Genomic DNA, 445 nt, shown 5'->3' on the forward strand with positions numbered 1-445 from the left:
GTCCCCAGCAGCAGCGTGCGCCCGTCGCCCCAGGTCCGCAGGCCGTCGGGCGTGAACCAGTCCACGCGGCAGTACCCGGTCGCGCCGTTGTCGAGCACGACGTTCGCGTCGCCGAAGTCGTCGAGCCCGGGCGTGCGCGGGTTCGCGTAGTTCGCGATCGAGGCGTTCACGACGGTGCCGCCGGAGGCGCCCGTGTAGTGGAGCATCTGCTCCATGTTGTGGCTGCCGATGTCGCACAGGATCCCGCCGTACCGCTCACGGTCGAAGAACCAGTCGGGACGTCCGGACCCGAGCCGGTGCGGCCCGAGCGCGAGCACCTGCACGACGCGCCCGATCGCGCCCCGTTCGACGAGCTGGCTGGCGAGCACCGCCGCCTCGACGTGGATGCGCTCGGAGTAGTAGACGGCGTACTTCAGCCCGGTGCGCGCCGTGGCCTCGCGCGCGG

General features: G+C 72.1%; 1 protein-coding gene. It reads right to left on the reverse strand.

What is annotated here, in order from left to right; genetic code table 11:
* The coding region (locus G3I71_RS47640; protein WP_203733164.1) for a Gfo/Idh/MocA family oxidoreductase at window positions 1-445 on the reverse strand (445 nt) is incomplete at both ends.

It is taken from the genome of Streptomyces sp. SID12501 (assembly GCF_010550245.1).
Taxonomy (GTDB): Bacteria; Actinomycetota; Actinomycetes; order Streptomycetales; family Streptomycetaceae; genus Streptomyces.